The organism is Winogradskya humida, from assembly GCF_016862215.1.
Taxonomy (GTDB): Bacteria; Actinomycetota; Actinomycetes; order Mycobacteriales; family Micromonosporaceae; genus Actinoplanes; species Actinoplanes humidus.
Genome location: NZ_BOMN01000005.1, coordinates 39,261 through 64,032 on the forward strand (window position 1 = coordinate 39,261; position 24,772 = coordinate 64,032).

Consider the following 24,772-nt stretch of genomic DNA (forward strand, 5'->3'; position numbering starts at 1 on the left):
GGTCAGCGCAGGTCGACGTCGACGCCGTGCTCGGCGAACATCCCGAGGAGGTAGCCGAGGGTGACCGCGGGGCCGTGTCGGTGCCGGTCGTACCCGGCGACCAGGTGCTCGCGGGCCACCGCCGAGTCGTGCCACCGCAGGCGGAACGGCGGCCGGGCGCCCCAGCCGCCGCGCAGGCAGTCCTCGAGAGCGTCGAGGTTCCAGCCGAAGTAGCCGCCCGGGCCGTTGACCGCCTCGCCGAGCGCGCAGTAGAAGCCCTCGACATCGGTGACGAACCGGCCGTCCAGATCGAACGGCTCCGCACTCGTGGAGCCGGCATGGTTGGCCAGCGCCACACCTGCCCACTCATCGCGCAGGGCCCGGTCGTAGCCGGCCCACAGGTTGCGCTCGGTGGGCCGGCCGGCACGCCAGATGTCCACGATGTCCCGCAGACCGGTCGGGCTGGGCTCGCGGCTGTCGCTGTCGACGGTGACGTCCACGAGCCCGTCACCGTACGCGGACGGCACGCTTGCCACGACCGTGCCGGTGACCCAGCTGTCGATCATGCGAACCACCGCGCCGTCAGCCGCGATCGCCCCCACTCCCGCGACGATGCGGCGGGGCTCGCCGGGGTTGAACAGCTGCTGGAACACGGGCTCGAGCCGGCAGCCGATCAGTGTCACCCGGGGGATCGGGGGCGCCGCCCGCTCCCGGAAGACGCCGGTGACGTCGGCGCAGGTTCCCCACGGCCCGCCGTCGGGGCCCTGCAGCGCCAGGCCGGTCAGTCCGTCGGGACGGTCCACACCGTCGGTGCGGTCGTAGACGCTGACCAGGCCTTCCAGATCGACGTCGACCCGGCCCGGCGAACCCGCCGACGGCCGATGCCCGAGCACGGTGGTGTCGAGCAGCTGCTCCCCGGCCCAGCCGCCAGGCTCTCCCGCATCGCCCGACCACATGGTGCCCAGCCACATGGTGCCCAGCCAGGCTCGCGTGTCCAGTGCCTCGGCGAGGGCGCCGGCCGGCTCGCAGCCCAGCAGGGTGACATGTTCCCGGGGCCGGGGTGGCAGGTCGGCGAAGAGCCCGTCGATGTCGATGCACACGGCCAGCGGGTCTTCGCCGGGCTCCTCGGGCGATCCGGTGTGGCCGGCCAGCGACCAGCGGGGCAGCGTCACGCCCCGACCGTACCGGCTGCGTGGGTCGTCTCCGCCAGGTGCTTCAGGTTGAGCAGCTGACGGCGGGCCATGACGAGGTCGCCGACGGACACGCCGAGGGCGACCCAGCGGTTCGCACGCATGACAACCTTGAGGAGCAGGCGCGTCGTGTCATCCGGCTGGGCGACCAGGGCATACGACATGTAGGCGCCCATGATCGAGCCGGTGAGCTGATGCCCCGGACCGACCGCGACGATCCTGCCGAGGCTGCGGCCGCCCGTGGCGGTGAACGTCTCGCCGGCCTGGGGTTCGGGCAGCCCCGCCAGCTCCCGGGGGGACCGGCGGCCGAGGTTGTCGACCCAGTCGTAGGAATACGGCGCCAGCCTGATCTGCGTCACCCACGGCCACACCGCGCCGACCGGCGCGTCGATCCCCACGCCCCGCCACGCCTGCAGAGCGGGCGAGTCGACCAGATCATCACAGGGATAGGCCCGCGCAACCTCGTCATCGGTCACGCCCCACCGGTCACCGAGCATGCCCCGATCCTGCCACCATCAGCCGGCCGCTGCGGCCCCTCACCCTGCCATCATCGGCCGGCCGCTGTGACCCCTCACACCCCTACCATCGGCCGGCCACTGTTACCCCTCACACCCCCGTCATCGGCCGGCCTTTGTGACCCCCCACCCCCGTCATCGGCCGGCCGTTGCGGATCCCGCACCACCGGCAGCGGCCAGGGCTTCGGCCAGAACCAGCGGGTTCAGATAGTCGCGATAGGAGACGACAAGGCCTGCCCTGATCCGCAGCACGGCGATGATGGTCTGGTGCAGCGGTGCGCCGGTGGGGATCACGGTGCCGTGCGCCTCGTACTCGACGATCACGACCTCCGGATCGGTGGTCTCGTGGATCACCGTGTTGCGGTACTCCTCGAACTTGACGAGCCCCTTGGCCTGCGCGGTCATGAACTCGCGAAGCTGCTCGCGACCCTCGACGCGAGCCGGGATACCCGCCGGGAGGTACGGCCATTCGACGTAGCCGTCCGCCGCGAACAGCTCGACAAAAGTCTCGGTGTCCTGCGCGAGACCCGCAGCCAGCACCTGCTCAACCACTTCGCGTGCCGTGGCGGTCATGATGATTCCCTTTCGTTGAACGCTTGTTGATTGAACGAGCGTAGAACGAAATAGCCGCATCAGTCAACAGCCGTAGAATGAACGCGTGACTGAACCAACGGCCCGCCCGACCCGGGCGCAGCAGCGCCGCCAGACCGAGGACCGCATCCTCACCGCGGCCCGGCAGCTCTTCGCCGAACGTGGCTACGACCGGACCACGATCCGTGCCGTGGCGTCGTCCGCCGGCGTCGACGCCGGCCTGGTCATGCACTACTTCGGCAGCAAGGACCTGCTGTTCGCCCGGGTCACCGAGACAGCCCCGGCCCCCGACGTGTTCCAGGCCGCGACCGGCGGCGGGGCTGGCGCCGAGGCCGGCGAGCTGTACGGCGGCACCCCGGACGAAGCAACCGAGGCGCTGCTCACGTCGCTGGGCCGTCGCCTGACCGACGAGCCGGAGTCCTCCCTGGCGGTACTGCGCTCGATGCTCACGAACGCCGACGCCGCCGACCGCTACCGGACCGCCGCACAACCCCAGCTCGACCAGCTCACCGAGGCGATCCCCGCACCCGACGCCGACCTGCGCGCGAGCCTGCTCAGCGCAATCATCCACGGCGTGATCGCCGAGCGTTACCTGCTGCGCCTCACCAACCTCGCGGACGCCTCACCCGAACAGATCATCACCCTGCTCCGCCCCTGCTTCGAAAGCCTGACCACCGCCCCGGCAGACGACGCAGCGGACGGCCAGGGCTAAGTGCTTCAGTTCGTAAGTCCTTCGGGGGTTGACGGTTCGGGGCTTTGCTGTGGTCGGTCGGTGATGGGGCTGACGAGGACGTCGCAGACGAAGTCGAGGGCTTCTTCGGTGGTGCCGCCGAACCAGTACTGGTCCTCGTAGCTGTTGTTGCTGGCACGGTAGGTCGCCAAGCTCCAGCGGTGGGCGGAGCCGCTGTAACGCAGTCGCATCACCGGCAGCTGCTCACCGCCGGTCAACTCGACGGTGACGTAGGCGAACTGGCCGTGGTAACGCACCTGGACCGCGGCCAGCTGCGGCCAGTTCGCCGTGGCCCGGGCACGCAGCCGTTGCGGCAGAGACGTCTTGGTGGAAACAGGAATGACCGGCATGGGTTCACATCCTGCCCCTGCGGCGTGTCCTGCCGACTTCCGGCACGCTTGACCGGCATCCTCGTCCGGCCTTCAACACATTCGCTTTCGATGGAAGCTGGCCGGCGCCTGTCCCTCACGCACCCCCTCATCACGCTGACCGCCACCGAACGACGGCAGTTGACCATGCTCGCCTACTCACACCGCCGGCTATCAGAGCGGCGGAAGCAGATCACGGCGCGGGCCAGGCGCAGAAATCTGAGAAAGTGGGAAGGCTTGCGTTCGTAGCGGCGGACCAGCCGCCGGAAGCGGGTGGTCCATGCCAAGCAGCGTTCGATGACGTAGCGGTGCCGGCCGAGCCGCTTGGAGCCGGCCTTGCCCCGGTCGATCGGGCTGGGTCCGGTCAGGTCCCCCTTTCACCGGCCCGCCGGCTCAACGGATGACCTCGCAGTCCGACAACCCCACATGACACGCGGGTTAAGGCTCGATCTTCTCCGGGACCGCGAGGACGATCGGCTCCACATCGGACGGCACCAGCGGCGTGCTGTCGGCGAACTGGGTGCGGTAGAGCTCCGCATACAGCCCGCCCGCGGCGACCAGGTCATGGTGGCGGCCTCGTTCGACGATGCGGCCGTGGTCGAGGACGAGGATGAGGTCGGCGGCGCGGACCGTGGAGAGGCGGTGGGCGATCACGAGGGCGGTGCGGCCCTGCAGGGCGACCGAGAGGGCTCGCTGGACGGCGGCTTCGGACTCGCTGTCGAGGTGGGCCGTGGCCTCGTCGAGGATGACGATCGAGGGGTGTTTGAGCAGGATGCGGGCGATGGCGATGCGCTGCTTCTCACCGCCGGAGAACCGGTAGCCGCGCTCGCCCACGACGGTGTCCAGGCCGGTGGGCAGCGAGCGGACCAGATCGGCGACCTGAGCCGCCCGTAGCGCCTCCCACATCTCCTCCTCGGTGGCCTCGGGGCGGGCGTAGCGGAGGTTTTCCGCGATGGTCTCGTGGAAGAGGTGGGAATCCTGGGTGACGACGCCGATGGTGTCGCGCAGGGAGTCGAGGGTCGCGTCGCGGACGTCGACGCCGCCGATCTTCACGGCGCCCTCGGTCACGTCGTAGACGCGGGCGACGAGCATGGAGGTGGTCGACTTGCCCGCGCCGGACGGGCCGACCAGGGCGACCATCTGGCCCGGCTCGACGGTGAAGTCGACGCCGCGCAGGACCGGGGCGTTCTCGGTGCGGTCGAGGGCCACGACATCCTCGAGGGTGGCCAGGGAGACCTCGTCGGCGCTGGGGTATCGGAAGTGCACGTCGCGGAACTCGATGCGGCCGGCGCCGGGGGCGATCGCGACCGCGCCGGGCTTCTCCTCGATGCCGGGCTTGAGGTCGAGGACCTCGAAGACGCGGTCGAAGGAGACCAGGGCGCTCATCACGTCGACGCGGACGTTGCTGAGCGCGGTGAGCGGACCGTAGAGCCGGGTGAGCAGCAGCGCCAGGGTGACGACCGTGCCGGCGGTGACGCTGCCCGTGACGGCGAGCCAGCCGCCGAGGCCGTAGGTGAGAGCCTGGGCCAGCGAGGCGACCAGCAGCATCGCGACGAAGAACGTGCGGGAGAACATGGCCTGCTGCACGCCGATGTCGCGGACCCGGCCGGCCCGCTCGCCGAAGCGCCCGGCCTCGACGTCGGGGCGGCCGAAGAGCTTGACGAGCAGAGCGCCGGAGACGTTGAAGCGCTCGGTCATCGTCGCGTTCATCTGGGCGTCGAGGTTGTAGGACTCCCGGGTGATCTCGGCGAGGCGCTTGCCGACCCGGCGCGCCGGGATGATGAACAGTGGCAGCAGCACCAGCGACAGCACGGTGATCTGCCAGGACAGGCTGAACATCACCGCCGCGGTGAGCACGAGCTGGATGACGTTGCTGACCACACCGGACAGTGTCGAGGTGAACGCGCGTTGCGCACCCGTCACGTCGTTGTTGAGCCGGCTGACCAGCGCCCCCGTCTGGGTGCGGGTGAAGAACTGCAGCGGCATCCGCTGCACGTGGTCGAACACGCGGGTGCGCAGGTCGAGGATGATGCCCTCGCCGATGCGGGCGGAATACCACCGCTGGGCCAGGGAGAGCAGCGCGTCGACGACGGCGAGCACGGCGATGGTCAGCGCGAGCCGGACGATCGTGGCGGCGGCGTCCGGCCCGCCCGCGGTGATGGTGTTGATGACGTGCCCGGCGAGCACCGGGGTGGCCACGCCGATCCCGGCGGCGACGACCACGGTGATCAGGAAGACCGTGATGTCACGCCGGTAGGGCTCGGCGAAGCGCAGGATCCGCCGGGTGGTGCCCTTGGGGACCTCGTGCTTGTTCACCCGCTCGGAGTTCTGGATCGAGCGCAGCATCATCCAGTTGGAGCTGCTGGACATGGGTCCCACCTCGTTCACCTCCGGGGGTGTCGTAACCGGCAGGCACAGTCTGCCTGCCGGGTATGACAACTTCCGGAGCCGCCCGGCTGTTCCTACTCCAGGCCGGCCAGATCTCGCAGACGTCTGGTCTGCGCTTCCCGCTCGGCCCGGTCCTGATCGTCGTAGGAGCGGGTGACGGCGCCCGCGAGCAGCGCCTTGATCTCGGCGACGGCCCCGGCGGGTGCGGCCAGGACAGCGGCGGTCAGGTCGCGCACCGTGGCATCCAGCTCGTCGCGGGGCACGACGGTGGTGGCCAGGCCGAGCCGGTCCGCCTCGTCCGCCGGCAACCGGCGGCCGGTGACGCAGATCTCCAGGGCCCGCGACGGCCCGACCAGCTCGGTGAGGCGTTTGGTGCCACCGAGATCCGGCACCAGCCCGAGGGTCACCTCGGCCATCGAGAACCGCGCGTCATCCGCGAGCACTCGCATGTCGCAGTTCAGTGCGAGCTGGAATCCGGCGCCGATGGCATGACCCTGGACCGCCGCGATGGTGATGAGAGAGGGACGTCGTAACCAGGTAAATGCATCCTGGAACCCGGCAATCCGATCCGCACTCTCTTCCGGTGACAAGCGAGCCAACTCGGCGAGCGAGGAATCGCCCTCACCGCGCGCCACCGACAAGTCGAGTCCGGCGGAAAAAGCGCGCCCCTCACCGCGGACAATGACGACTCGCACGTCACCCGGTAATTTCCGCGAAATGTTGCCCAGCTCGGCCCACATGGCCGGTGTCTGCGCATTGAGGACATCGGGCCGGTCAAGCGTCACTGACGCCACCGGCCCGTCCTGTGCGTAGCGAATTCCGGCCTCGTAGGAGGAGGCTGCGCTGGTCGTCACGCCTTCTTACGGCGGCGGGCGCCGCCCCGCTGACGCAGCTGCACGCCGGACTCCGTGAGCACCCGGTGCACGAATCCGTAGGAGCGGCCGGTCGAGGCCGCCAGCGCACGAATGCTCTCTCCGGAGGTGTAACGCTTCACCAGGTCCTTGGCGAGAGTCTGCCGCTCGCTGCCGACGATTCGACGACCCTTCTCAGTGCTGGTGGCTGTGCCGGTGGCTGCCATGTTGAATCCTCACGTCCCAGACTGTGCGGTTCGATACGGTCCCACCTATTAGACCGCCTCCAACGATCATGCGCTAGGCATCTCGGCTTAGTGAACGTGCCCATTTATCAGTGTCAGGAACCCGACGATGACCATGCTCATCAATGTCAGACAGATGAGGTGCGAGCCCGTTCGGTCGTGTTTAGTTCCGCGTGTGAGCCTTTCCGCGGAGCACGTATAGCGACGGCGGACGGCTCTGTTCGACTTCGATCAAGCCAGGATGACCTGCACAAACATCATCTTGTCGGCGGTCCGACAACGATGTCACTCAGAGTGGACCAAACCCTCACTTTGGGGCTCGATCCACTGCCCGAACGGGCACCCTGCCACGTAGGCAGGGCGCCCGGATGCGGTTGCGCTGTGACCAGTGCCGGGCACATGTCGCACTGTCTGTGTGGGCACCTGTTGACAACTGACGATGCCGATGATTCTGGATCTACCCAGCCGGAATTACTCAGCCGAATGGGCAATAGGGCCTACTCAGGGCCTACTCAGGCGAGTTCGACGAGCTCCAGCAGATCGTCGCTCCACGCGTCCTCGTCGCCGTCGGGCAGCAGAATCGCGCGGTCCGGCTTCAATGCCTGTACGGCACCGGCATCGTGGGTGACGAGCACGATCGCGCCCGGGTAATTGGCGATCGCGTCGAGGACCTGCTCGCGGCTCACCGGGTCGAGGTTGTTCGTGGGCTCGTCGAGCAGCAGCACGTTGGCGCCCGAGCACACCAGGGTCGCCAGCGCGAGCCGGGTCTTCTCGCCGCCGGAGAGCACACCCGCGGGCTTGTCGACGTCGTCACCGGAGAACAGGAACGCGCCGAGGATCTTGCGCAGCTCGGTGTCGGTCTGCTCCGACGCGGCGCTGCGCATGTGGTCGAGGATCGAGCGGTCGACGTCGAGGGTCTCGTGCTCCTGGGCGTAGTAGCCGAGCCGCAGACCGTGCCCCGGGCGTACCTCACCGGTGTCCGATTGAAGATGGCCACCCAGGATGCGCAACAGAGTCGTCTTGCCGGCGCCGTTGAGGCCCAGGATCGCGACCCGCGAGCCCCGGTCGACCGCCACGTCGACGTCGGTGAAGATCTCCAGCGAGCCGTAGGACTTCGACAGCCCCTGCGCGGTCAGCGGGGTCTTGCCGCACGGCGCCGGGCTCGGGAAGCGGACCTTCGCCACCTTGTCGGAGCTGCGGACCTCCTCGAGACCACCGAGCAGCTTCTCCGCGCGCTTCGCCATGTTCTGCGCGGCGACGGTCTTGGTGGCCTTCGCGCGCATCTTGTCGGCCTGCGCCATCAGGGCACCGGCCTTCTTCTCGGCGTTGGCCCGCTCACGGCGGCGGCGGCGCTCGTCGGTCTCGCGCGACTCGAGGTAGGCCTTCCAGCCCAGGTTGTACATGTCGACCACGGACCGGTTGGCGTCGAGATACCAGACCCGGTTGACCACGGCGTCGAGCAGCTCGACGTCGTGGCTGATCACGATCAGACCGCCCTTGTGGTTGGCGATGTAGCCGCGCAGCCAGGTGATGGAGTCGTGGTCGAGGTGGTTGGTGGGTTCGTCGAGCAGCAGGATGCCCTTGCCGTTCTGCCCCGAATTCTGGAAGAGGATCCGGGCCAGCTCGATCCGGCGCCGCTGACCGCCGGAGAGGGTGCCGATCGTCTGGGCCAGCGCGCGGTCGGGCAGCCCGAGGTTGGAGCAGATCCGGGCGGCCTCGGCCTCGGCGGCGTACCCGCCGAGGCTGGAGAACTGGTCCTCCAGCACGCCGTAGCGGCGGATCAGCTTCTCGTCGGCGCTCTCCTCGAGCTCGACCTCGAGCTTCTGCATCTCCGCGAGGATCGTGTCGAGCCCGCGCGCCGACAGCACCCGGTCGCGGGCGGTGACGCTCAGGTCACCGGTGCGCGGGTCCTGCGGCAGGTAGCCGACCTCGCTCGTGCGGGTGACCTCACCGGCGTAGGGCGAGCCCTCGCCGGCCAGGACCTTGAGCGTCGTCGTCTTCCCGGCGCCGTTCCGGCCGACCAGGCCGATCCGGTCACCGGCCTGCACCCGCAGCGTCGTCGGGGAGATCAGGATCCGGGACCCGGCACGCAGTTCGAGTCCAGTGGCGGTAATCATGGGGAAGGCTCTCGCTCTCGGGAAGAAGGCTGGCTCAGGCACACGAACGCGCCGAACGTCGGAAAGATTCCGGTCTGAATCAGTTCGGTTCGGGCGCGGGGCAGGTCAGCCTTCGCAGAGCAGCACCCGACGATTGTACCGGGCACCCCCCGCGAGCTCCCAACCGATTAGCCGGGAACATCACCGGGTACAGACGCCACCACACGCCCGGGAGGACTGGATGGAACTCAACGAGAACGCCCGCATCGACACGAGCCAGATCGACGACGAGCGTTCCTCGGGCGGCGGCGGTGGCGGCGGACTAGGCGGCCTGCCGATCGGCGGCGGAGGCCTCGTCGGCATCGTCGTGACCGTTCTGATCGCTCTGGTCGGCGGCTACTTCGGCATCAACAACCTCGGCGGCGGCAGCAGTTCGAGCGCCCCCGCCGACAACACCGCGCTGTCCGAGAAATGCTCCCAGTCGGACGCCATCAAGCAACTCGAATGCCGCAACGTGCTCTACGTCAACTCGATCCAGGACTACTGGACCGACGCGTACCCGCAATACTTCAACGGCAAGTACGAGCCGTCGAAAACCGATTTCTTCTCCGGCCAGGTCCAGACCAAATGCGGCGCCGCAGACTCGGGCGTCGGCCCGTTCTACTGCCCCGCCGACGACAAGGTCTACATCGACCTGACGTTCTACGAGGTCCTGTCGCAGCAGCTGGGAGCGCCCGGCGAGTTCGCGCAGCCGTACGTTCTGGCGCACGAGTACGGCCACCACATCCAGGATCTCGCAGGCCAGGAAACCGGCGGCAGCAACGCCGGATCGGTCAAACTCGAACTCCAGGCCGACTGCTACGCCGGCGTCTGGGCCAAGAACGCCACCGGCACCGACGACGGCAGCGGCCAGAAAATCTTCAAGAGCATCACCGCCGACGACATCAAGCAGGGAATCGACACTGCCGGCCAGATCGGCGACGACACCCTCCAGAAAAAGAGCGGCGGCACGGTCAACCCCGCCGAATTCACCCACGGCACCAGCGCCCAGCGCCAGAAATGGTTCAGCGAGGGCTACAACAGCGGCACCCCCAAGAACTGCGACACCTTCAAAGCGGGCGCCGTCTAAAAAATAGGAATCAAGATGTCGTAGCTCGGTGGTGGGTGACGGACCGTCGCTCCCGCCGAGGCCGGGCCCGAGGATCCAGGAGCTGGCGCTCCAAAGCGGATCCCCGGGCCCTTCATTCTGAGTGAGTGGCCAACCTCACCCCGAAAAGCCCCAAAACGCCCCCGATCCGGCCCGCCGCCCGCCGCCCGCCGCCCGCCGCCCGCCGAGCCAGCTCGCTGCCCGCCGCCCGCCACTCCGTCGAGTCGGCCCGGAAATCGGTGGCGGCACATTGTCGCGACAACTCATGCTGTCGGCGTGATCACCACGGCGTCACCCAGAGCCATCGCCCGCACCGCCTGCACCTGTCCCGCGCCGGGTTGGGCGGCTCTGGTGGGTTGGGCTGAGCTGGGCAGGGTTTCGTGGAAGCAGCGTGGCGACGGCGGCCGGGCGGTGTGCGTACCCGTGTCATGATCGGGTCTTTGTGGTCCGGGATTGTTGCTGGTTATGGCGTGGCTGTGCCGGTCGGAGCCATCGGAATCCTGATCGCCGGTCTCAGCGCCCGCACATCCTTCAAGGTCGGAGCCGGAGCGGGGCTCGGCGCCGCCACCGCCGACGCCATCTACGCAGCCCTGGCAGTCCTGGGTGGCGCGGCACTCGCCGGCGCGATAGCCCCGATCGCCACTCACCTGCGCTGGCTCGCCGCCGCCGTCCTGCTCGCCCTGGCCGCCCATACCGCCTGGTCCGCCCTGCGCCCCGGCACGGCCGTCCGCGAGACGCGGCAGACCACGGCGCTCGGGGCGTACCTCGCGATCCTCGCCCTGACCCTGCTCAACCCGATGACAATCGTGTACTTCGCCGCCCTGGTCCTCGGCCGCGGCGGCGAGGGCGGCGGCATCTGGTTCGTCCTGGGCGCACTGCTCGCGTCAGCCAGCTGGCAACTCCTCATCGCCGCAAGTGGCGCACTGGCCGGCAAGTTCCTCACCACCCCCCGAGCCCGCCGGCTCACCGCCCTCGCCTCCAGCACCGTCATCGCCGCCCTTGCGGTCACCCTGCTGCTCTGACCTCTTGCGGGCAACGCGACGGACCTGCCAGCGGCACCGATCGCTCAAGTGCAGCGACTCACACCCGAACAGACAAGCGCGTGGACACCCACCCCCTCCCGCTTAAGGGATATTGGGAGCTCTAGCCGCTGACGGCGACCCGGTCGCTACGGGTGCCGGAGGCGAGGTAGGTGGTTCGGGTAGAGATGGCTTTCCATACTCCCGAGCGAGACTGACGGAACTTACCCTTGGCCTCCCATGTCGCCGCGTCTCCATCACCGCAGTATGAGATGCATCGAGGGCGCAAACTGCCGCGCCGGGTCCAGGTGGTGGAGTTGTCAGCCTTGAAGTAGATCGCGATCGGGTGGGTGTCCACGTACTCCCAGCCGTCACTGACCCATCCGGTCAGCGTGACCCAGCTACCGCGGTGTACGGGCTCGGGGGCGGCGTTGAAGCTTACGAGCCCCTGATAGCGCAACCGGAAGCTGCGTTCGACCGATACGACTCCGCCCGCGTATCGCACCATGAGCGTCCAGGTGAAACGACCGACGTAATCAGCCGCATACTTGGCGTCGAGCCCGCACAGCCGTACCCGGTCGCTGACCGCGGTGATGCTGCCCGATTCCTTGCGACGCAGTCCCAGAGTCGGCTTCAAGCCCCCGGTCTCGTCGCGAACTGTCGTGGTCACCGAAGTCACTTCCGCGTCGGTCGTCGCGATGCGGCCGGTGAGGGCTATCTGGGTGCATCTTCCCGGGCCGGTCACCGGGTTGGCGTCGGTCAGCCCGACCGAACGGAGTTCCGGTGCCGACACCCGCGCAGTTGCCACAGCAGCGGTGCCAGCACCCTCCGCTGAGAAGGAAGCCACCAGGCATACCGCGAGAAGCATTGCGCGACGAAGCATCACCCGAGTCTTGCCGGGACCCATGCTGCTGTCTGGGCAACGGGAAATCGCGATCTGAAAGAGCGTTGCAGGTTTTGCCGTCGCCTCCTACGCTGGATCTGAAATGCTCTTTCAGATTGTAGGGAGCCGCTGTGCAGGAACGTCGTCCGAAGCTCACCGACCCCGCGGTCCTCGACGCGCTCGCGCACCCGGTGCGGCTCGACGTCCTGCGATACCTCATGTCGACCGGCCCGGCGACCGCGTCGCAGTGTGCACGCGCGGTCGGGGACACCCCGTCGAACTGCAGCTATCACCTTCGGGTGCTCGGGGCGCACGGGCTGGTGGAGCCGGATGAGTCCGGGGACGGGCGGTCGCGGCCGTGGCGGGCGACGATCACGGGGTTCACGATCGATGCAGGCGACCCGGCGGGCGTTGTTCACATGCGCGAGGCGGCCGTGGAGCTGGATCATCATCTGGCCCGCGAGTACCTGCGGGGGCGTGATGCGGTGCCGGAGCCGTGGCGGGAGGCCGACACGCATTCGTCCTACGGTCTCGCGCTGTCGCCCGGCGAGCTGGCCGAGATCGTGCGCCGGATCGATGACGTGATCCGGCCCTATCTCCAGGCGACGCGGGCGGACGCTCCGGCCGACGCCGAGCATGTGCACCTGACCGTCAGCGCGTTTCCGCGGGCCGGGTACGGACGGGAGCGGTGAGTGCCGGCCCGGCGCTGAAGGAAGGCACCGCGATGGGCGTGCCGGCGTTCCGGCGGCTCTGGGGAGCGGGGCTCATCTCGGATGCCGGCGACTGGCTGATGTTCATCGCGCTGCCCCTGGTGGTGCTGCAACTCACCGGGTCCGCCGTCGGCACCTCGCTGGCGTTCCTGCTCGAACTGATCCCGCCGGTCCTGCTCGCGCCGGTCGTCGCCCGCGTGGTGGACCGGCTGCCGCACCGTCGCGTCATGCTCGTGGCGATGCTCGCCCAGGCGGTGACCCTGCTCCCGCTGCTCACGGTGCACGACCGGTCCGACCTGCACGTCGTCTACGGGGTCATCGTCGCTCAGGCGGTCTTCGCCGCGTTCTTCGAGCCGGCGAAGAGCTCCCTGCTCCCCACGCTGGTCGGCCCGGAGCGGGTCACGTCAGCCAACGCGCTGGTCGGGCTCAACAACAACGTGGGACGCATCATCGGCGGCCCGCTCGGCGGAGTCCTGCTCGCCATGGGAGGTATCAGCGTCGTCGCGCTCGCCGACATCGGCACCTATCTGGTCGCGGCCGCACTCGTCCTGAGCCTGCCCCGGCGGGAGGCCGCGCCCGCGGAGCGTCTGAGCCTCACGCGGCAGGAGGGCACGCCCCGGCGGAAGGCCGCGCCCGGGCCACTGCATCAGGGCGGCGGGACGCGCGGCATCCTGGGTGCCCTGGCCGATCCGGCGACCCGCGCGCTCATCGTGGTCGATGTCGCCGCCTCGATCGCGCAGGGCCTGTTCGTCGTGTTGTTCGTCTTCTTCGTGACCGATGTCATCAACGGGACCGCCGCCGACGTGGGGCTGCTCCGCGGGGTGCAGGCGGTCGGCGCCATCCTCGCCGGCACCGTCCTGGGTGTGCTCGGCGCGCGGCTGAACCTTCTGCGTCTCACGCTGGCCGGCGTGGTCACCTTCACCGTCGTCACCGCCATCACGTGGAATCTGTCGTTCGTGACCCACGCGGTTCCGGTGTACGCGGTGCTGTTCGCCGCGATGGGTGTGCCGGCGGTGTTCATGGGCGCCGGGCTGACCAGCCTCATCCAGCGGGCCGCGGCCGGCACCCGGCGCGGCAGCGCGTTCGCCGCGCTCGGGCTCGGGCAAGCCGTCGGCCAGGCGATCGGGTTGCTCGCCGCCGGCCTGCTGCACGACAGCGTGGGCACCCTGCCACTGCTGGAGGTCCAGGCCGGCGCCTACGCCGCAGCGGCCGTCCTCGCCGTCGTGCTGCTTCCCCGCACTACTCGACCGGCAGATGGTCAACCGTGTTGTAGTGATCGAGCACCAACGCCCCCGAGCCCCCGTCGAAGCGGGTGATCGAGGCGTTGCGGACGTGGCCGGTGGCGGCCACCGCGGCGATGGCGGGCCAGTCCAGTCCCTCGATGACGTAACGCATCATCAGGACCACCGAGTCATGGGCCACGACGACGACCCGCTCCCCCGCGTGCTCCCGGTTGACGTCGCTCAGGAACGACCCGAGCCGGACGGCGATGTCCCCGAAGGACTCGCCGTTCGGGGGCTTGTACTGGTATTCGCCGGCGGCTTCGAAGCGGCCCGGTTCGTCGGGGAAGCGCTGGGCGACCGCGGCGCGGGTGAGCATTTCCAGGTCCCCGAGCAGCCGGTCGACCAGGCGGTCGTCGGTCGTGGGGGCGGGCAGTTCGAGGCCCGAGGTCGACGCGGCGATACGCCAGGTTTCCCGGGCCCGCAGGTAGGGCGAGGTGATCGCCACCTCGGGGACCTGGCCGGCGGGGAGACCGGCGAGCCAGTGTCCGACGGCTTCGGCCTGGCGGACTCCGAACGGGGTCAGTTCCACGTCGGTGTCACGGCCGGTCAGACCTGATTCGAGGAGGCCGGCGGCGTCGGCTTTGGGGAACGCCACGTTCGAGGCGCTCTGCCCGTGACGGATAAGGATCAGCTCGGCGACAACACCCATGATCGAACCCTACCCACAGCAGGGCCGCCGACACCCCGGGGCCAGACCGGCAGATCGAGTCCGGCCCGCCAGGTCAGGGCCGGGCCGACAGACCGGGCCGGGCCTGGGATGGGGATGGGGATGGGGGTCAGGGTTCGCGGATGAGAATGAGGATGGCGCGGGCCTGGGCGATGGCGTCTTCGAGGACGGTTTTTCGGGGTTCGGGGACGTCGAGGAAGCGGTCGTGGCGTAGCGGTTTCAGGGCGGCGAGCTGAGGGACGGCGAGCACCGCGTCGACGGCTGTGCGGTCGCCGCCGGTGACCAGGGCGGTCAGGGTGCGGGCCTCGGGGAGCAGGATGCGGGCGGCGATGGCGGTGCCGTCGGCGGCGGCGGCTTTGGCCTGGTTGTCACGGCGGCGGGCGAAGCGTTGCTGGGACCAGCCGCCTGCGGCCGTGCGGCCCTGGACGTAGTGGGTGTCGACCTTGGAGGCGATCAGTTTCACGCCGTCAGCGACTCCGACGGCGACCGCTCCCTTGCGGGCCAGCAGGAGGCCGAGGCGGCGGGGTTCGGCGGCGACGGCGGCCAGCTCGGTCAGGTTGGCGACGGCGGGGGCGCCGGGTGGGGGCGAGAGCTCGGCGGTGGCTCCGTCCGTACCCGTGATGGTCAGGCCTTTGGCTTGGTAGCCGTCGTGGCGGGACGCGAAGTTCTCCAGCCAGCGGGTCAGCCGCTCCGGGGCGACATCGACCCATTGGCCGCCGCCCGCCGCAGGTCGTGCGCTCATGGGGACACCCTACGGTGGCAGGATCGGGCCATGACGGGAAAGTATGCCGACATCGTGGTCGAGCGCCTGGTCAGGACGTACAGCGCCGCGAAAGATCCGGAACGGGCTGTGCGCGCTGCGGCGTACATGCGGGATCGGTTTCCTTTTCTTGGATTGTCGATCCCGGGGCAGCGCAGGCTCGGCCGGACCGTGACGGCCGGGCTGCCCGCTCCGGGCGAGGACGATCTGCGGGACGTCGTGGTGGCGTGCTGGGAGCTGCCCGAGCGCGAGTACCAGTATTTCGCCTGCGACGTGCTACGTGCCCAGGTGGCCGTGGCCGGTCCCGGATTCCTCGCCACCACGCGCACCCTGATCGTCACGAAGTCCTGGTGGGACACGATCGACCCGCTCGCCACCCGTTTTGTCGGTGATCTGGTCCGGCTGCATCCCGAACTCGCCACGACCATGGACGACTGGGCCGGGGACGACAACATGTGGCTGGTCCGGACGGCGATCCTGCACCAGCTGCACTACGGCGCGGCCACCGACACGGACCGGCTGTTCGGTTACTGCACGCGGCAGGCCGGGCATTCGGACTTCTTCGTCCGGAAGGCCATCGGCTGGGCGTTACGTCATTACGCCCGCACCGACCCGGAGGCCGTGCGGTCCTATGTGGCCCGGCACGCCGGGAGTCTGTCACCTCTTTCCGTGCGGGAAGCCACCAAGCATTTATGAGTACGCCCGGAGCTCGGTCACCGCGCTCTGATCGCCCGTGATGGTCAACGCGGTCTCGGGGATCCGGCCGTAGAGGAAGAGCAGCAGGTCGCTGACCGGGGCGTGGAGCGTGGCGACCGGTTCGCCGCTCGGGGCCGGGGCCAGGGTGATGGCGGTCGAGGAGAGGTCGAAGAGCCAGGACGGGCCTTCCGTCGCGGACAGCTGCAGCCGGGTCGGGCGGTATGGCCAGGTGCCCTGGGAGGCGAGGGTGACCTCGACGAACTCCGGGATGCCGTCGACGGCGATCGACGCCGGGAGGGGCTGGGGCTTACCGGATGATTCCTGGGCGTCGTACGTGTGGATCGCGGTTTCGTGGACCTGGTGACGGGCGACCGCCGCGGCGGTCATCGGGGCGCCGGACGGCTCCCACCACGTCCAGCAGCCACGGTCGGCGGGGGCGGCGCGCAGCGCTTCGAGCAGCAGCGCGGCCGAGGCGGCGGACCACTCGATGAGGTCGCCGTGGGGTTCGCGGTCGCCGAGGGCTTCGGGGGTGGGCGGGGTGTCGGCGGGGCCGGCGTCGATCACGGTGGCCCAGAAGCGGTGGACCGCACCGAGATGCGTGATCAGGTCACGGACCGTCCAGTCGGGACAGCCGGGGACCTGCGTGTCGAGGTCGGCTGCCGTCGCGGCCTCGCGGAAGGCGGTGGCTCGCTCATTGATCAGGTCAAGGAGCTCCGGGTACGGCGGGATGCCAGTCATACCCGATTTCTACCACCGCCCTACGACAGAAACGGCGCACAAAAAACGCCGGACGCGTAGGAGCGGCCGGCGTTTTCCTGTGCGAGCGTGGTTCAGACGTTGAAGCCGAGCGCGCGCAGCTGCTCGCGGCCGTCGTCGGTGATCTTGTCCGGGCCCCACGGCGGAAGCCACACCCAGTTGATCCGGAAGTCCTTCACGATGCCGCCGCCGGGGCCGGTGGTGAGGGCCTGCCGGGTCTGGTCCTCGATGACGTCCGTCAGCGGGCAGGCCGCCGACGTCAGCGTCATGTCGAGGGTGACCACGTTGTCGTCGTCGACGAAGGAGTCGTAGACGAGGCCGAGGTCGACCACGTTGATACCGAGCTCGGGGTCGACGACGTCCTTCATCGCCTCCTCGATGTCCGCAGCGGAAGCCTTCGCAACGGGCGCCTTGTCCACGGCAGCCGCGGCCGGGGCGTCAGAAGCGGCTGGCGCGTCAGTGGCGACGAGCGGCGAGGTCGCATCGTCGGGCGCGGCGGTATCCGCCGCCGTCTCCGCGATCGCTTCGATGGTCTTCTCAGTCATTCGATGCTCCCTTTCGCATGTCCTTCTGGCCCTCGCTGTCGCGGCCGCCCGCTGCGAACGCCGCGGAACGCTCGGTGCAGTCGGTCATGCTTTGACCTCCGGGTTGACGCTGATCCCCGCACGCGCGGCGGCGTCCTTGAATGCCATCCACGGCAGCAGCGCGCATTTCACGCGGGCCGGGTACTTCGCCACGCCGGCGAAGGCGATGCCGTCGCCGAGGACGTCCTCGTCGGGTTCGACCTGGCCGCGGCCCTGCATGAGGGCGAGGAACGCCTCGTGGATCTCGAAGGCCTCACCGGGCGTACGCCCCTTGAGCAGCTCGTGCAGCACCGAGGCGGACGCCTGACTGATCGAGCAGCCCATGCCGTCGTACGAGATCTCCGAGAGGTCCTCGGTGACGCGCAGCGTGATCTCGTCGCCGCAGGTCGGGTTGACGTGGTGCGCCTCGCCCTGGAACGGGTCGCGCAGACCTCGCCCGTGCGGGTGCTTGTAATGGTCCAGGATGATGTCCTGGTAGAGCTGGTCGATCATCAGGCGAACACCTTCCGCACCTGCTCCAGACCGCGCGCGAGGGCGTCGATCTCATCCGTCGTCGTGTAGAGGTAGAACGAGGCCCGGGTCATCGCCGGGACTCCGAACCGCGTGCACACGGGGCGTGCGCAGTGGTGGCCCACTCGTACCTCAACACCGAGATCGTCGAGAATCTGCCCGACATCGTGCGGGTGTACCCCGTCGACGGCGAAGGACACCGTGCCGCCGCGGCCCTCGGGGGTGCCAGGACCGAAGATCGTCACTCCGGGTACGTCGGCCAGCGCCTTGAGCGCGTACGCGGTGATCTCCTGCTCGTGGCGGTGGATGTTCTCCATGCCGAGCTTGTTCAGGTAGTCGACCGCCGCGCCGAGCCCGATCGCCTCGGTGATCGGCGGGGTGCCGCCCTCGAAGCGCGCGGGCGGCGGGGCGAACGTCGTGCCCGCCATGGTGACGGTCTCGATCGTGGAACCGCCGGCCAGGAACGGGGGCATCCGTTCGAGCAGCTCGTAGCGGCCCCACAGCGCGCCGATGCCGGTCGGGCCGAGCATCTTGTGGCCGGTGAACGCGATGAAGTCGACGCCGAGGTCGGCGACGTTCACGGGGAAGTGCGGCACCGACTGGGAGCAGTCGAGCATCACCAGCGCGCCGACCTCGTGGGCGCGGGCCACGATGCGGGCAGGGTCGTTGATCGTGCCCAGGATGTTGGACATGTGCACGACCGAGACCAGCTTGGTGCGCTCGTTGACCAGCTCGTCGAGCTGTGACTCGTCGAGCCGGCCCTCGTCGGTGACGCCGAACCAGCGCAGCGTCGCCCCGGTGCGCTGACAGAGCAGCTGCCACGGGACGAGGTTGGAGTGGTGCTCCATCTCCGAGACGACGATCTCGTCGCCGGGGCCGAGCGACAGGAAGTCGCTCGCCGTCCACGCGACGAGGTTGATCGCCTCGGTGGAATTCTTGGTGAAGACCACTTCCTCGGGGCGGGCCGCACCGATGAACGCCGCGATCTTCTCGCGGGCGCCCTCGTATGCGGCCGTCGCCTCGGTGCCGAGCGTGTGCACGGAGCGGGACACGTTGCCGTTGTGCCGTTCCTGGTGGTCCTGCATGGCTTCGAGGACCTGGCGCGGTTTCTGCGACGTGTTGGCGCTGTCGAGGTAGACCAGCGGGTGCCCGTTGATCTCCCGGGTCAGGATCGGGAAGTCCGCGCGAACCTGGACCAGATCGAGAGTCATCATGCGCTCCAAGGAAGAGGGGGAATCAGGCGCGGGCGCCGGCGACGTACCGCTCGTAACCCTCGGCTTCGAGCTGCTCGGCCAGCTCCGGGCCACCCTCTTCGACGATCTTGCCGGCGACGAAGACGTGCACGTGGTCGGGCTTGATGTAGCGCAGGATGCGGGTGTAGTGGGTGATCAGCAGCAGGCCGGTCTCGCCGGTCTCGCGGACGCGGTTGACGCCCTCGCTGACCACGCGCAGCGCGTCGATGTCGAGGCCGGAGTCGGTCTCGTCGAGGATCGCCATCTTCGGCTTGAGCAGCTCGAGCTGCATGATCTCGTGGCGCTTCTTCTCGCCGCCGGAGAAGCCCTCGTTGACGTTGCGCTGGGCGAACGCCGGGTCCATCTGGATGCGCTCCATGGCGGTGCGCAGCTCGGCGGCCCAGGTGCGCAGCTTCGGCGCCTCGCCGTCGATCGCGGTCTTCGCGGTGCGCAGGAAGTTGGCCACGGACACGCCGGGAACCTCGACGGGGTACTGCATGGCCAGGAACAGGCCGGCCCGCGCGCGCTCGTCCACCGTCATCGCGAGGACGTCGTCGCCGTCGAGGGTGACCTGGCCGCCGGTGATCTGGTACTTCGGGTGACCGGCGATGGAGTACGCCAGGGTCGACTTGCCGGAGCCGTTGGGGCCCATGATGGCGTGGGTCTCGCCCGACTTCACGGTGAGGTCGACCCCGGCCAGGATCGGCTTCAGCTCGCCCTCGGGCAGCTTGACCGAAACCTGCAGGTCGCGGATCTCCAGGGTGCTCACGGCTTTACTCCATTACTCGGTGTCGTCGAAACGTAGATGTCGCCGTCGCGGATCTCGACGGGGAAGGTCGCCACCGGCTCGGTGGCGGGCAGGCCGGAGGGCTCACCGGTGCGCAGGTCGAACCGGGAGCCGTGCAGCCAGCATTCGAGCGTGCAGCCGTCGACCTCACCCTCGGAGAGGGCCACGGCCGCGTGAGAGCACTCGTCGCGCACGGCGTAGAAGTTGTCGTCGTCCGCGTGCACGACGGCGACGTCGACACCCTCGACCTCGATCGAGATCGCGGTGCCCTTCGCGACGTCGGCCACGGCGCCGACCAGCTCGAAGCCCATGACGATCAGGCTCCTGCCTCGGCGAGCCTGCCCTCGATCGCGTCGCCGAGCCGTTCGCGCAGCTCCTCGACGGGGATCTTGTTGATCAGCTCGGCGAAGAAGCCGCGGACCACGAGCTTGCGCGCCTCGGACTCCGGGATGCCCCGGGCCATGAGGTAGAACAGCTGCTCCTCGTCGAAGCGGCCGGTGGCGCTGGCGTGACCGGCGCCGACGATCTCGCCGGTCTCGATCTCCAGGTTGGGCACCGAGTCGGCGCGGGCACCATCGCTGAGCACCAGGTTGCGGTTGATCTCGTACGTCTCCGTGCCGGTCGCCGTGGCCCGGATGAGCACGTCACCGACCCACACGGTGTGCGCGGAGTCGCCCTGCAGCGCGCCGCGGTAGCCGACGTAGCTGCGGCAATCCGAGACGGAGTGGTCGACCAGCTGACGGTGCTCGATGTGCTGACCTGCGTCGGCGAAGTAGAGGCCCCACAGCTCGGCGTCGCCGCCACGGCCTGCGTATTCGACCGAGGCGAACTGGCGCACCAGCGAACCGCCCAGGGAGACCTGCACGTGCTGGACCCGCGCGTCCTTGCCGACCCGGAACTTGAGGTGCTGGGCCTGCACGGACTCGGCATCCCACTCGGTGGTGGTGACGAAGGTCAGGTTGGCGCTGTCCCCGATCACGACCTCGATGTTGTCGGCGAGGGTGGCCGTGCCCGACTGCTCCAGCACGATCGTGACCCTGGCGAAGTTCCCGACCCGCACATAGGTACGCGCGGCAGCGGCCTCGCCGCCCTGACCGACCACCTTGATGACGGCGGGGACGTCCGAGACGGTGTCCGCCGCGACGTCGATCAGGGTGACCGCCGCCGCGGAGCCGAACGCCAGGGCGCTGACCCGGTCGAACGGGGTCAGCACCGGGTCGACCTTGCCCGCGTCGACCTGCGTCACCGAGACACCGGCCGGCAGGTCACCGGGGGTGAGCCCCGGTGCCGCGCCGGTCAGCGTGGTGGCCGTGATCAGCGAACCGAGCCGCTTGATCGGGGTGAAGCGCCACTCCTCCTCCAGGCCGTTGACGGCCGGGAATTCGGTGACGTCGAAGGAGCGCAGCACCTGCGACTTGGTGCTCGGCGGGGCCAGTGCCTCGGTAGTCATGTCTTCCTAGTTCTTCGCGGGCGTATGGGTGAGCGAGAGCAGCGGCAGGTCAGCCGACTGCTCCCTCCATCTGCAGCTCGATGAGGCGGTTCAGCTCCAGGGCGTATTCCATGGGGAGCTCCTTGGCGATCGGCTCGATGAAGCCGCGCACGATCATCGCCATGGCCTCGTCCTCGGTCAGGCCCCGGCTCATCAGGTAGAAGAGCTGGTCGTCGCTGACCTTGGAGACGGTCGCCTCGTGACCCATGTTGACGTCGTCCTCGCGGATGTCGACGTACGGGTACGTGTCCGAGCGGGAGATCGTGTCGACCAGCAGCGCGTCGCACTTGACCGTGCTGGCGCTGTGGTGCGAGCCGTCGAGGACCTGCACGAGGCCGCGGTAGGACGTGCGGCCACCGGCGCGCGCGATCGACTTGCTGATGATCGTGCTCGAGGTGTGCGGGGCGGCGTGCACCATCTTGGCGCCCGAGTCCTGGTGCTGACCCGCGCCGGCCATGGCGATCGAGAGGACCTCGCCCTTGGCGTGCGGGCCGGTCATGTAGACGGCCGGGTACTTCATGGTCACCTTGGAGCCGATGTTGCCGTCGACCCACTCCATCGTCGCGCCCTCTTCGCAGGTGGCGCGCTTGGTGACCAGGTTGTAGACGTTGTTCGACCAGTTCTGGATGGTCGTGTAACGCACCCGGGCGTTCTTCTTGACGATGATCTCCACGACCGCGCTGTGCAGCGAGTCCGAGGAGTAGATCGGCGCGGTGCAGCCCTCCACGTAGTGGATGTAGCTGCCCTCGTCGGCGATGATCAGCGTCCGCTCGAACTGGCCCATGTTCTCGGTGTTGATCCGGAAGTAGGCCTGCAGCGGGATGTCCACGTGGACGCCCTTGGGCACGTAGATGAACGAGCCGCCGGACCACACGGAGGTGTTCAGCGCGGCGAACTTGTTGTCGCCGACCGGGATCACCGTGCCGAAGTACTCCTTGAAGATGTCCTCGTGCTCGCGTAGCGCCGTGTCGGTGTCGAGGAACAGGACGCCCTGCTCCTCAAGGTCCTCACGGATCTTGTGGTAGACGACCTCGGACTCGTACTGAGCGGCGACACCGGAGACGAGGCGCTGCTTCTCCGCCTCGGGGATGCCGAGCTTGTCGTACGTCGCCTTGATGTCGGCCGGCAGGTCTTCCCACGTCGCGGCCTGCTTCTCGGTCGACCGCACGAAGTACTTGATGTTCTGGAAGTCGATCCCGGTGAGGTCGGCGCCCCAGTTGGGCATGGGCTTGCGGCCGAACAGGCGCAGGCCCTTCAGGCGCAGGTCGAGCATCCACTGCGGCTCGTTCTTGAGCGCGGAGATGTTGCGCACGACGTCCTCGGACAGACCACGCTGCGCGATCGAGCCCGCGGCGTCGGCGTCGGACCAGCCGTACTCGTACTTACCGAGGGCGGCCAGATGCTCTTCCTGGGTGACGATCTGGTCAGTCATGTATCTGTCCTAACCGTGATTGCGATTGGAGCGGTGGTGGGGCTGGGAACACACGGAGGTGCGGGGATGTGCGTGGTGCACACTCCGTCGCCGTGCGCGATGGTGGCGAGGCGCTGCACGTGGGTGCCGATGAGCCGCGAGATGACCGCGGTCTCGGCGTCGCACAGCTGAGGGAACTCGGCGGCCACGTGTGCCACCGGGCAGTGGTGCTGGCACAGCTGCCCGCCGGACGCGATCGTGGTCGCGTTGGCAGCGTAACCCTCGGCGGAGAGGGCCTCGGCGAGTGCCTCGGCCCGCGCGAGCGGATCGTCGCCGGCCTCGAGCATGGCCGTGCGGCAGCGCTCCTCCAGGGCCGCGACCTGGGCCGCGGCGAACGCGTCGACAGCCTCGGGGCCACCGGTCTCGGCGATCCAGCGCAGCGCCGCGGTGGCGATGCCGTCATAGAAGTGCGGAAATCCCTCACGGGCGGCGGCGGTGAGCACGAAGACCTTCGCGGGCCTGCCCCGGCCGCGCGGGCCGCGCTGCGGCGTCTCCCGCGCCTCGACCAGGTGGTCGGCGAGCATGGCGTCGAGGTGCTTGCGGATCGCGGCGGGGCTCAGGCTCAGCTGCGCACCGAGCTCCGCGGCGGTGGCACCGCCACAATCGAAGAGCAACTGCGCCACCCGATCACGGGTACGCCCGTCAGCTGCCTTACCGTCGACGGGCACGAGCCGCGTCAGGGGTGTGGCGGGTGCACGGAAGCCGGCAGCCGCGTTGGCCACCTGACTGCTCCCCGACCCCACCATGTATTTCACTACGGCAACGTTACGTATTTCCGCGCGCCCCTGCAAACCGGCACCCCGGTGATCCAGGACATAGCGCTCCGGAGCCGCCCGATTCCACGATCAATTTCCGGCGTAGCATGCCCCGGGTGAGCAAGACCACCCTTCTGCGCCGGCTGGCCCTAGCGTCCCTGATCGCCAACATCGCCCTGGTCGTCACGGGTGCGGCGGTCCGGCTGACCAGCTCGGGGCTGGGGTGCCCCACGTGGCCGAAATGCACCGACGAGTCATATGTGACAACCCCGGAGATGGGCGTCTACGGCGTCATCGAATTCGGCAACCGCGTCCTCGGCATCCTCCTCGGCGTGATCGCCCTCGCCACCTTCATCGCGGCGATGCTGCGGAAACCGCGCCGCCGCTCGCTGGTCACGCTGTCCCTGATCGCGGGTCTCGGCATCCCCGGCCAGGGCGTCATCGGCGGCATCACGGTCCTCACGGACCTCAACCCGTGGGTGGTCGGCCTGCACTTCCTGCTCTCCATGGCCCTGATCGCCTACACGTACGCCCTCTGGCAGCGCACCAAGGAGGGCGACGGCGACCCCCAGCCCCTCGTCGTCCGCCCCCTGCGCCACCTGGCCGGCCTCACCGCCCTGGCCAGCGTCGCCGTGATCCTGGTCGGCGTCATCGTCACCGGGAGCGGCCCCCACGCCGGCGACGCGGGCGCCAAACGCAACGGCCTCGACCCGCAGACCATCGCCCAGGCCCACGCCGACCTGGTCATGCTGCTCATCGGCCTGTCGGTCGCGCTGTGGTTCGCCCTGCGCGCGGCGAACGCCCCTGCCGCGGCTGTGCGGGCGGCCGGGCTGCTGATCGCGGTGGAGCTGGCCCAGGGCCTGATCGGCTTCGTCCAGTACTTCACCCACCTCCCGGTCCTCCTCGTCGGCGCCCACCTCCTCGGCGCCGCCCTCGTCTGGACAGCCACGCTCAACATGCTCTGGAAACTCCGCGAACGCCCGGCCCTCACCGCAGCGAACGGCTCATCGGAAACACCGGCTCACAGCACGACCCTCCCGGCCCAGCCCCCGACCGCCGCGCCCGTCGCC

The 24,772-nt window shown here is 69.1% G+C and carries 27 protein-coding genes; 7 read left to right on the plus strand and 20 right to left on the minus strand.

Features of this window, described 5'->3' with window-relative positions:
• Positions 1-2 precede the first annotated feature (2 nt).
• The 3 genes from Ahu01nite_RS01620 to Ahu01nite_RS01630 all read right to left on the minus strand — a co-directional run bounded on the left by Ahu01nite_RS01620 (position 3) and on the right by Ahu01nite_RS01630 (position 2,257).
• Entirely contained in the window at positions 3-1,151 is a 1,149-nt protein-coding gene (locus Ahu01nite_RS01620; protein ID WP_239158552.1) for a barstar family protein, read from the minus strand.
• Complete coding sequence (locus Ahu01nite_RS01625; protein ID WP_203834535.1) at positions 1,148-1,666, minus strand: polyketide cyclase; 519 nt, start codon at positions 1,664-1,666, stop codon at positions 1,148-1,150. Before Ahu01nite_RS01625 ends, Ahu01nite_RS01620 begins: the two co-directional genes overlap by 4 nt.
• Positions 1,667-1,819: 153 nt before the next feature.
• A complete protein-coding gene (locus tag Ahu01nite_RS01630) occupies positions 1,820-2,257 on the minus strand; it encodes a nuclear transport factor 2 family protein (RefSeq protein ID WP_203834536.1) in 438 nt (145 codons plus the stop codon).
• Positions 2,258-2,342: 85 nt separating this feature from the next.
• On the opposite strand from Ahu01nite_RS01630, the gene Ahu01nite_RS01635 reads away from it, so the two are divergent.
• Positions 2,343-2,987, plus strand: coding sequence for a TetR/AcrR family transcriptional regulator (locus Ahu01nite_RS01635; RefSeq protein ID WP_203834537.1), 645 nt, complete (start codon positions 2,343-2,345; stop codon positions 2,985-2,987).
• A gap of 5 nt (positions 2,988-2,992) precedes the next feature.
• On the opposite strand, the gene Ahu01nite_RS01640 is transcribed toward Ahu01nite_RS01635, so the two are convergent.
• From Ahu01nite_RS01640 to Ahu01nite_RS01665, 5 genes are all read right to left on the minus strand, one after another.
• On the minus strand, positions 2,993-3,355 hold the full coding sequence (locus Ahu01nite_RS01640; RefSeq protein ID WP_203834538.1) for a hypothetical protein: 363 nt from the start codon (positions 3,353-3,355) through the stop codon (positions 2,993-2,995).
• A 456-nt stretch (positions 3,356-3,811) separates the two neighbouring features.
• Complete coding sequence (locus tag Ahu01nite_RS01650; protein ID WP_203834540.1) at positions 3,812-5,743, minus strand: ABC transporter ATP-binding protein; 1,932 nt, start codon at positions 5,741-5,743, stop codon at positions 3,812-3,814.
• Between the two features lie 92 nt (positions 5,744-5,835).
• The gene (locus Ahu01nite_RS01655; RefSeq protein WP_203834541.1) at positions 5,836-6,615 is read right to left on the minus strand and encodes an enoyl-CoA hydratase/isomerase family protein; all 780 of its coding nucleotides are present in this window, start codon (positions 6,613-6,615) and stop codon (positions 5,836-5,838) included.
• Positions 6,612-6,839: a helix-turn-helix domain-containing protein gene (locus Ahu01nite_RS01660; RefSeq protein ID WP_015620263.1), complete on the minus strand. Its 228-nt coding sequence runs from the start codon at positions 6,837-6,839 to the stop codon at positions 6,612-6,614. The genes Ahu01nite_RS01655 and Ahu01nite_RS01660 overlap by 4 nt, the downstream gene beginning before the upstream one ends.
• Before the next feature lie 530 nt (positions 6,840-7,369).
• Positions 7,370-8,974, minus strand: coding sequence for an ABC-F family ATP-binding cassette domain-containing protein (locus tag Ahu01nite_RS01665; protein ID WP_203834542.1), 1,605 nt, complete (start codon positions 8,972-8,974; stop codon positions 7,370-7,372).
• A gap of 220 nt (positions 8,975-9,194) precedes the next feature.
• On the opposite strand from Ahu01nite_RS01665, the gene ypfJ reads away from it, so the two are divergent.
• Together ypfJ and Ahu01nite_RS01675 are read left to right on the plus strand one after the other, a co-directional pair.
• The gene (gene ypfJ / locus Ahu01nite_RS01670; RefSeq protein WP_203834543.1) at positions 9,195-10,082 is read left to right on the plus strand and encodes a KPN_02809 family neutral zinc metallopeptidase; all 888 of its coding nucleotides are present in this window, start codon (positions 9,195-9,197) and stop codon (positions 10,080-10,082) included.
• Between the two features lie 446 nt (positions 10,083-10,528).
• Positions 10,529-11,122 (plus strand): LysE family transporter, encoded by a 594-nt coding sequence (locus Ahu01nite_RS01675; RefSeq protein WP_203834544.1) that lies wholly within the window; start codon positions 10,529-10,531, stop codon positions 11,120-11,122.
• A 121-nt stretch (positions 11,123-11,243) separates the two neighbouring features.
• Here Ahu01nite_RS01675 and Ahu01nite_RS01680 read toward each other — a convergent pair whose 3' ends face one another.
• Positions 11,244-11,987: a hypothetical protein gene (locus Ahu01nite_RS01680; RefSeq protein WP_203834545.1), complete on the minus strand. Its 744-nt coding sequence runs from the start codon at positions 11,985-11,987 to the stop codon at positions 11,244-11,246.
• A 146-nt stretch (positions 11,988-12,133) separates the two neighbouring features.
• Between Ahu01nite_RS01680 and Ahu01nite_RS01685 the strand changes: the two genes are divergently transcribed.
• Both Ahu01nite_RS01685 and Ahu01nite_RS01690 read left to right on the plus strand, forming a co-directional pair.
• Positions 12,134-12,694 (plus strand): helix-turn-helix domain-containing protein, encoded by a 561-nt coding sequence (locus Ahu01nite_RS01685; RefSeq protein WP_203834546.1) that lies wholly within the window; start codon positions 12,134-12,136, stop codon positions 12,692-12,694.
• Positions 12,691-14,028 (plus strand): MFS transporter, encoded by a 1,338-nt coding sequence (locus tag Ahu01nite_RS01690; RefSeq protein WP_203834547.1) that lies wholly within the window; start codon positions 12,691-12,693, stop codon positions 14,026-14,028. Before Ahu01nite_RS01685 ends, Ahu01nite_RS01690 begins: the two co-directional genes overlap by 4 nt.
• Here Ahu01nite_RS01690 and Ahu01nite_RS01695 read toward each other — a convergent pair.
• Both Ahu01nite_RS01695 and Ahu01nite_RS01700 read right to left on the minus strand, forming a co-directional pair.
• The gene (locus Ahu01nite_RS01695; protein WP_203834548.1) at positions 13,952-14,644 is read right to left on the minus strand and encodes a histidine phosphatase family protein; all 693 of its coding nucleotides are present in this window, start codon (positions 14,642-14,644) and stop codon (positions 13,952-13,954) included. The genes Ahu01nite_RS01690 and Ahu01nite_RS01695 overlap by 77 nt on opposite strands.
• A 127-nt stretch (positions 14,645-14,771) precedes the next feature.
• On the minus strand, positions 14,772-15,404 hold the full coding sequence (locus tag Ahu01nite_RS01700) for an acVLRF1 family peptidyl-tRNA hydrolase (RefSeq protein ID WP_203834549.1): 633 nt from the start codon (positions 15,402-15,404) through the stop codon (positions 14,772-14,774).
• Between the two features lie 30 nt (positions 15,405-15,434).
• On the opposite strand from Ahu01nite_RS01700, the gene Ahu01nite_RS01705 reads away from it, so the two are divergent.
• Positions 15,435-16,118 carry a DNA alkylation repair protein gene (locus Ahu01nite_RS01705; RefSeq protein ID WP_203834550.1) on the plus strand — a complete coding sequence of 228 codons (684 nt, stop codon included), beginning with the start codon at positions 15,435-15,437 and terminating at the stop codon, positions 16,116-16,118.
• On the opposite strand, the gene Ahu01nite_RS01710 is transcribed toward Ahu01nite_RS01705, so the two are convergent.
• From Ahu01nite_RS01710 to Ahu01nite_RS01750, 9 genes are all read right to left on the minus strand, one after another.
• Positions 16,113-16,856, minus strand: coding sequence for a maleylpyruvate isomerase family mycothiol-dependent enzyme (locus tag Ahu01nite_RS01710; protein ID WP_203834551.1), 744 nt, complete (start codon positions 16,854-16,856; stop codon positions 16,113-16,115). The two genes, Ahu01nite_RS01705 and Ahu01nite_RS01710, sit on opposite strands and share 6 nt — an antisense overlap.
• Before the next feature lie 92 nt (positions 16,857-16,948).
• Complete coding sequence (locus Ahu01nite_RS01715) at positions 16,949-17,419, minus strand: metal-sulfur cluster assembly factor (protein ID WP_203834552.1); 471 nt, start codon at positions 17,417-17,419, stop codon at positions 16,949-16,951.
• Between the two features lie 84 nt (positions 17,420-17,503).
• Positions 17,504-17,953: a Fe-S cluster assembly sulfur transfer protein SufU gene (sufU, locus tag Ahu01nite_RS01720; protein ID WP_203834562.1), complete on the minus strand. Its 450-nt coding sequence runs from the start codon at positions 17,951-17,953 to the stop codon at positions 17,504-17,506.
• On the minus strand, positions 17,950-19,179 hold the full coding sequence (locus Ahu01nite_RS01725; RefSeq protein WP_203834563.1) for a cysteine desulfurase: 1,230 nt from the start codon (positions 19,177-19,179) through the stop codon (positions 17,950-17,952). The genes sufU and Ahu01nite_RS01725 overlap by 4 nt, the downstream gene beginning before the upstream one ends.
• Before the next feature lie 25 nt (positions 19,180-19,204).
• The gene (gene sufC / locus Ahu01nite_RS01730; protein ID WP_203834553.1) at positions 19,205-19,969 is read right to left on the minus strand and encodes a Fe-S cluster assembly ATPase SufC; all 765 of its coding nucleotides are present in this window, start codon (positions 19,967-19,969) and stop codon (positions 19,205-19,207) included.
• Positions 19,966-20,298, minus strand: coding sequence for a non-heme iron oxygenase ferredoxin subunit (locus Ahu01nite_RS01735; protein WP_203834554.1), 333 nt, complete (start codon positions 20,296-20,298; stop codon positions 19,966-19,968). The genes sufC and Ahu01nite_RS01735 overlap by 4 nt, the downstream gene beginning before the upstream one ends.
• Before the next feature lie 5 nt (positions 20,299-20,303).
• The gene (sufD, locus tag Ahu01nite_RS01740) at positions 20,304-21,437 is read right to left on the minus strand and encodes a Fe-S cluster assembly protein SufD (protein WP_203834555.1); all 1,134 of its coding nucleotides are present in this window, start codon (positions 21,435-21,437) and stop codon (positions 20,304-20,306) included.
• 49 nt (positions 21,438-21,486) lie between these two features.
• Entirely contained in the window at positions 21,487-22,908 is a 1,422-nt protein-coding gene (gene sufB / locus Ahu01nite_RS01745) for a Fe-S cluster assembly protein SufB (protein ID WP_203834556.1), read from the minus strand.
• The gene (locus tag Ahu01nite_RS01750; protein WP_438874749.1) at positions 22,905-23,693 is read right to left on the minus strand and encodes a helix-turn-helix transcriptional regulator; all 789 of its coding nucleotides are present in this window, start codon (positions 23,691-23,693) and stop codon (positions 22,905-22,907) included. The genes sufB and Ahu01nite_RS01750 overlap by 4 nt, the downstream gene beginning before the upstream one ends.
• Before the next feature lie 116 nt (positions 23,694-23,809).
• Here Ahu01nite_RS01750 and Ahu01nite_RS01755 point away from each other — a divergent pair.
• On the plus strand, positions 23,810-24,772 hold a 963-nt coding region (locus tag Ahu01nite_RS01755), incomplete at its 3' end, for a COX15/CtaA family protein (protein ID WP_203834557.1).